At 35.1% G+C, this 4,424-nt stretch carries 2 protein-coding genes, 1 tRNA gene and 1 CRISPR repeat array; of the genes, 1 reads left to right on the top strand and 2 read right to left on the bottom strand.

What is annotated here, in order from left to right:
* Nucleotides 1-34: 34 nt before the first annotated feature.
* A CRISPR array of direct repeats spans nt 35-367; the repeat unit is 28 nt; unit sequence GTGTTCTCCACGCAAGTGGAGGTGATCC.
* 97 nt (nt 368-464) lie between these two features.
* Together Q0Y70_RS09490 and Q0Y70_RS09485 are read right to left on the bottom strand one after the other, a co-directional pair.
* Nucleotides 465-552 (bottom strand) — tRNA-Ser (locus Q0Y70_RS09490).
* A gap of 280 nt (nt 553-832) precedes the next feature.
* Nucleotides 833-1,693: a LysR family transcriptional regulator gene (locus Q0Y70_RS09485; RefSeq protein ID WP_297820353.1), complete on the bottom strand. Its 861-nt coding sequence runs from the start codon at nt 1,691-1,693 to the stop codon at nt 833-835.
* Between the two features lie 107 nt (nt 1,694-1,800).
* Between Q0Y70_RS09485 and Q0Y70_RS09480 the strand changes: the two genes are divergently transcribed.
* On the top strand, nt 1,801-4,068 hold the full coding sequence (locus Q0Y70_RS09480) for an HAD-IC family P-type ATPase (RefSeq protein WP_297820350.1): 2,268 nt from the start codon (nt 1,801-1,803) through the stop codon (nt 4,066-4,068).
* The last annotated feature ends 356 nt before the right edge of the window (nt 4,069-4,424 follow it).

Genomic DNA, 4,424 nt, shown 5'->3' with positions numbered 1-4,424 from the left:
TTACGTTGATGATACTACTGGCAAGATAATTAAAGTGTTCTCCACGCAAGTGGAGGTGATCCTAGAATATGTTTTATTAGGATTATTAATTAATAGTGTTCTCCACGCAAGTGGAGGTGATCCTGAATCAAAATTTAAAATCGAATTATTTTTTTGGTGTTCTCCACGCAAGTGGAGGTGATCCTTGTTTAGCGGATGTTGCACTGACTTGATGATTGTGTTCTCCACGCAAGTGGAGGTGATCCTACCCTGTATAAGTGATCATCTTTTAGTAAATAGTGTTCTCCACGCAAGTGGAGGTGATCCCTTCCCAATCAAAAAGAAAAAAAGAAAGTTTTGGTGTTCTCCACGCAAGTGGAGGTTTTAAAGATATATTATATAGAGTCCTTTGGATAAAATTCATACATAAAAAGTCAACTGAATGATACTAATCAGTTGACTTTTTTGATATTTCTTCTAATTTAAGGAGAGTACAGGATTTGAACCTGCGCGCCGGTATAAGCCGGTTCGCCGGATTTCGAGTCCGGTGCATTACCACTCTGCCAACTCTCCGTTTCAGCATCTCATATTATAACAATATATTTGTTGAGATGCTATTAAAATTATTAATCTAACGGCTGGATTGAAGAAGTTTACCTTTGAAACATATTATTGATATGTGTCGTCAAATATTCAGAGCTGAACAAATTTTGATGTTAGTATGTATATAATAGATAACCTTACTGTCAGATTATCCTACACTGAAAAAATTTACTATAGGATTACTCCGTTTAAAAGAAAACTCGAAACCACTCTATATTCAATCATATTTTATTTCAAATATTAGTATCTTCTAAAAGTCGGATAGGCTATCAATCAAGCGCTGGACAACTGGTTTGGGTTTTTTGTCCTTTTTCCAAACCAATTCAATATGTGAAGACCAAGAGAGGTGATCAATCGCTTGAATGGATTTAGTGCTATATGTCTTTGCAATAGATTCCGGTACTAACGCAATTCCCATTCCTCGATCAGCCCACAGGATTGCTGTTCTGGCATCGTCACATTTGACTGCATAAAAGGGAAACATCCCCTGGTGAGAAAAACTTTCGTTAAATAGTGCCTCAAATCTTCTATATAAAATTAAAGGCTTATTAGCTAGATCTTGAATTTTAATGGATGAGTTTTTGAAATCAAAACTTTCCGAATCAAAAACAGCGACCATCTCGTCAGTATTCAATATTTTATTTTTTAACCCACGCATATTGAAAGGCGTCCTAACTATTGCCACATCAATTAAATCATTATCTAATTTTTCAATAATACTAAATGTATTACCTTCGAATAATTCAAACTTTATTTCTGGATAAAAGCGTGTTAATTGACTAAAGGCTTTATTGGGAATTAAATTACCAGCTGAGGAGATAAGTCCTAAACGAATGACGCCAGAATGATCATTGTCTGAATGAAGAATTTCTGCTTTCATTTCTTTACTGAGAGTAATCATTTTTTCCGCATATTTTTTGAACGCTTCGCCTTCAGTAGTTAATTCGATTCCATAGGCTGTTCTTTTGAAAAGTTTTGTATGGAGTTCTTTTTCGAGTTGTTTTAACTGATAAGAAAGTGGAGGTTGAGCGATATATAAGCGTTTTGCAGCGGAAGTGATCTGTCTTTCCTGAGCTACAACGATAAAATATTCAAGTTGTTTTAAATTCATTTGTTAACCTGTTATCTAAAAATTTGATATCTTTTATAATAAAATGATATTTTCTTAAAATCAACTAATGCGATAAACTACTAGTAACACCAAATGAGGAGGAAAATATGGAAAATAAAGACTTGCAAGGTTTGACTGATGCTCAAGCCCAGGAAAGAATAAAAAAAGATGGTCTAAATGAGGTTCCTGAGCCTGAATTCAACTTTTTTAAAGAATTCATGTCTAAGCTTTGGAATCTATCTGCCTGGATTTTGGAAGCAGCTCTTATTTTAGAATGTATCTTAGGTAAATGGATTCAATCACTTTTCGTCTTATTAATGCTTTTATTTGCAGCCTTTAATGGAGCTACACAAAAGAAAAAATCACGTCGAGTTCTTAATACAATTTCTCACGAATTGACGCCAACCGTCGCTGTCAAAAGAAATGGAAAGTGGATCAAGCTAAATTCTAAATTTTTGGCCGTCGGAGATTTAATTAGTTTAAAACGTGGCGATGTTTTAGCAGCCGATGTAAAAATCGCCCAAGGTGAAATTAGCGTTGATGAAAGCTCAATCACTGGTGAATCAAAAACAATCTCTAAAAAAGTAGGTGACACCGCATTTGCTGGAACAACTGTAATGAGTGGTGATGCGCTCGCCTATGTTACTGCCACTGGTAGTAATTCTCGGTCAGGAAAAACTATTAACTTGATTAATAATTCTGCGGCACCGGGGCATTTACAACAATTATTGACTAAAATCATTTACTATCTTTGTTTGTTAGACGGTGTATTAACTTTAATTTTAGTTATTGCGGCTATCATTCGCGGACAAAACGTAATTGAAATGTTGCCATTTTTAGCAATGATGTTTATAGCGTCTATTCCAGTTGCGATGCCGTCTACGTTTGCACTTTCAAATTCATTTGAAGCAACACGTTTGAGCAAAGAGGGGGTATTAACTTCCGACTTAACAGGCATTCAAGATGCGGCTAATTTGAATCTACTCTTGTTAGATAAAACTGGAACTATCACTGAAAACAAAACTTCGGTTGCTTCTTGGACTAACTTTTCTGATCTAGCTAATGATAAAGTTTTAGCACTAGCTGGATCAGCTACTGACAAACGTAGTCCTGGAATTATTGATACCGCTATTGACGAATATTTAGCTCAAAAAGACATAAAAGAAGTTCAACCAACAAAATTTACTCCATTTACTTCTGATACTGGATATTCTATGTCTGAAGCAGATGGCTATAACGTTAAACTGGGTTCTTTTAAGCAGTTATCATTAATTGATAAAGAAGCCCAAAATAAAGTTAAAGACATAGATTTTGAAGCCGGACGTTCGGTTGCAGTCTTGCTGAATGATAAATTAGCTGGTGTATTTATCTTAAAGGATAAAGTTAGACCTGATTCTAAAAAGGCTCTTGCAGAACTAAAAAAACGTGGCATCCGTCCTATTATGTTAACTGGTGATAACCAAAAAACTGCTGCAGCTGTAGCTAAAGAAGTTGGCTTGAAAGGAAAAGTTATTTCTATACATGACTTCAATGATCAAACCGATATTGATGACTTGGCTGGCATTGCAGACGTTTTACCTGAAGATAAATTGAAGATGGTAAAACTTTTCCAAAAGCAAGGATATATCGTTGGGATGACTGGTGATGGGGTTAATGATGCACCAGCACTCAAGCAAGCAGAAGTTGGAATTGCTGTTTCAAATGCTGCTGATGTGGCTAAAAGAAGTGGTAAGATGGTGCTTTTGGATGACGGTTTAACTCCAATTGTTAAGATTTTAGATGCTGGTCACCGAGTGTACCAAAGAATGACCACTTGGTCATTAACTAAGTTATCACGTACTGCTGAATTAACCATGTTGCTTACTTTCTCTTACTTATGCTTCAACTACATTCCAATGGCCTTAAATGCTATGGTTATCTATACCATCATGAATAACATGGTCACAATGATGATCGGCACAGATAACACTCATATTACTTACAAGCCAGAGAATTGGAACATGTTCAAATTAGCTAAAATCGCCTTTTCATTAGCAGCAGGCTGGACTGTAATTGGCTTTGTCTTTGTATGGTACTTGACTACTCATGGCTGGACACATGGAGTGGTTTCAACGATGGTTTATGTCTTCTTAGTATTAAGTGCAATGTTAATTGTTTTAATTACTCGAACTAAGAAATTCTTCTGGCAATCAGCTCCATCACGTTTAGTTTATAGTGTACAAATTGCCGACGTTGTTATTACCTTTGTTCTAGCATTATTAGGTTTGGCAATGACGCAGATTTCCTGGATGAATTTGGGAATCACTATCGTAGTTGCATTGATTGCAGCAATAATTATTGATCTATTCTATCAACCGATCATGAAAAATAAATAATTGAAAAAAGCCAGTCTTCAAACTGGCTTTTTTCTTATACAATCACTAACTATTCTTGCAACTTTCTTAAATAGTTCGACAATCTTTCTTAAGCTGTAAATTCTACAATGAGTTTATCAAAATTAAGGAAGATAAAAACATGAAGACTATTAAGAAACTACCGCTGACTTTGTCACAATTGAGCATACTGCTGGCTTCTAATACCAAGATAGAAAAGGGGGATAAAACAATTTTGCCTAAGTCAAAGTAAGCAATCACAATTTCTATACAATTTATTTACAAAATAGGCATCAATTGAACATAATTTGTTCATAATTTCACTATAGTATATTAGACATAGGTTGAGGGAATAAACC

The organism is uncultured Lactobacillus sp., assembly GCF_947367085.1.
Classification (GTDB): Bacteria; Bacillota; Bacilli; order Lactobacillales; family Lactobacillaceae; genus Lactobacillus.
Note: the sequence above shows the minus strand (reverse complement) of the source record. Positions and strands in the feature narration are given on the sequence as shown.

Excerpts from the sequence above, each read along its gene's own strand:
- Q0Y70_RS09485 (WP_297820353.1), bottom strand. The coding sequence starts at position 1,693 with ATGAATTTAAAACAACTTGAATATTTTATCGTTGTAGCTCAGGAAAGA.
- Q0Y70_RS09480 (WP_297820350.1), top strand. The coding sequence starts at position 1,801 with ATGGAAAATAAAGACTTGCAAGGTTTGACTGATGCTCAAGCCCAGGAA.